This is a genomic window from Haloferax sp. Atlit-6N (assembly GCF_003383195.1).
In the GTDB taxonomy this organism is placed as follows: domain Archaea; phylum Halobacteriota; class Halobacteria; order Halobacteriales; family Haloferacaceae; genus Haloferax; species Haloferax gibbonsii.
This window is the reverse complement of record NZ_QEQJ01000160.1, coordinates 1-538: the sequence shown is the minus strand read 5'-3', so window position 1 is coordinate 538 and position 538 is coordinate 1. Positions and strand designations below refer to the sequence as shown.

The following is a 538-nucleotide window of genomic DNA, read 5'->3' as shown; positions in this document are numbered from 1 at the left end:
CGATTCGCTTGCAGAGTTCGAGTGAATACCGGCTGTCCTGGTTTGCAGACGGATTCTGACTGGTGAATAGACATCGGAGTGGTGAAACGTGTCGCCTTGTGGGGCGTCCGATGCCGCGCTCGAACGGACGTAAGAACGGCACGCTGGCCTGAGTTCATCCAGTAGTGGCTCACTAATTCACCGGACAATGTAGTCGAATTTCCCGCACGCAGCCGCTGAAAAGTATTATTCTTTGACAGCCTGCCCGCAACTCTCTAATCGTCTCAGTGCAATTTACTAAGCACGAGTGCCTCTACTCAATTTCCTTTTAGGATCAGCCTTTTCTGATGATCGAGGGGTATCTCCGGTAATTGGTGTCGTTCTGTTGGTGTCACTGACTGTTGTCTTGTCAGTTTCAGTTGGTGCATTCGGACTCGGGTACGTCGGTGGTCTCGATCGAAATGATCCATTGGCGTCGTTTCAACTGACTCAAGATGGGTCGACGGCTACCCTCTCATATACCAGTGGAGATCCACTTGATGGCGAAGACGTATATCTA

At 50.7% G+C, this 538-nt stretch carries 1 protein-coding gene; it reads left to right on the top strand.

The features are described 5' to 3' along the window. Positions 1-286 precede the first annotated feature (286 nt). On the top strand, positions 287-538 hold a 252-nt coding region (locus DEQ92_RS24585; protein WP_115821772.1), incomplete at its 3' end, for a type IV pilin.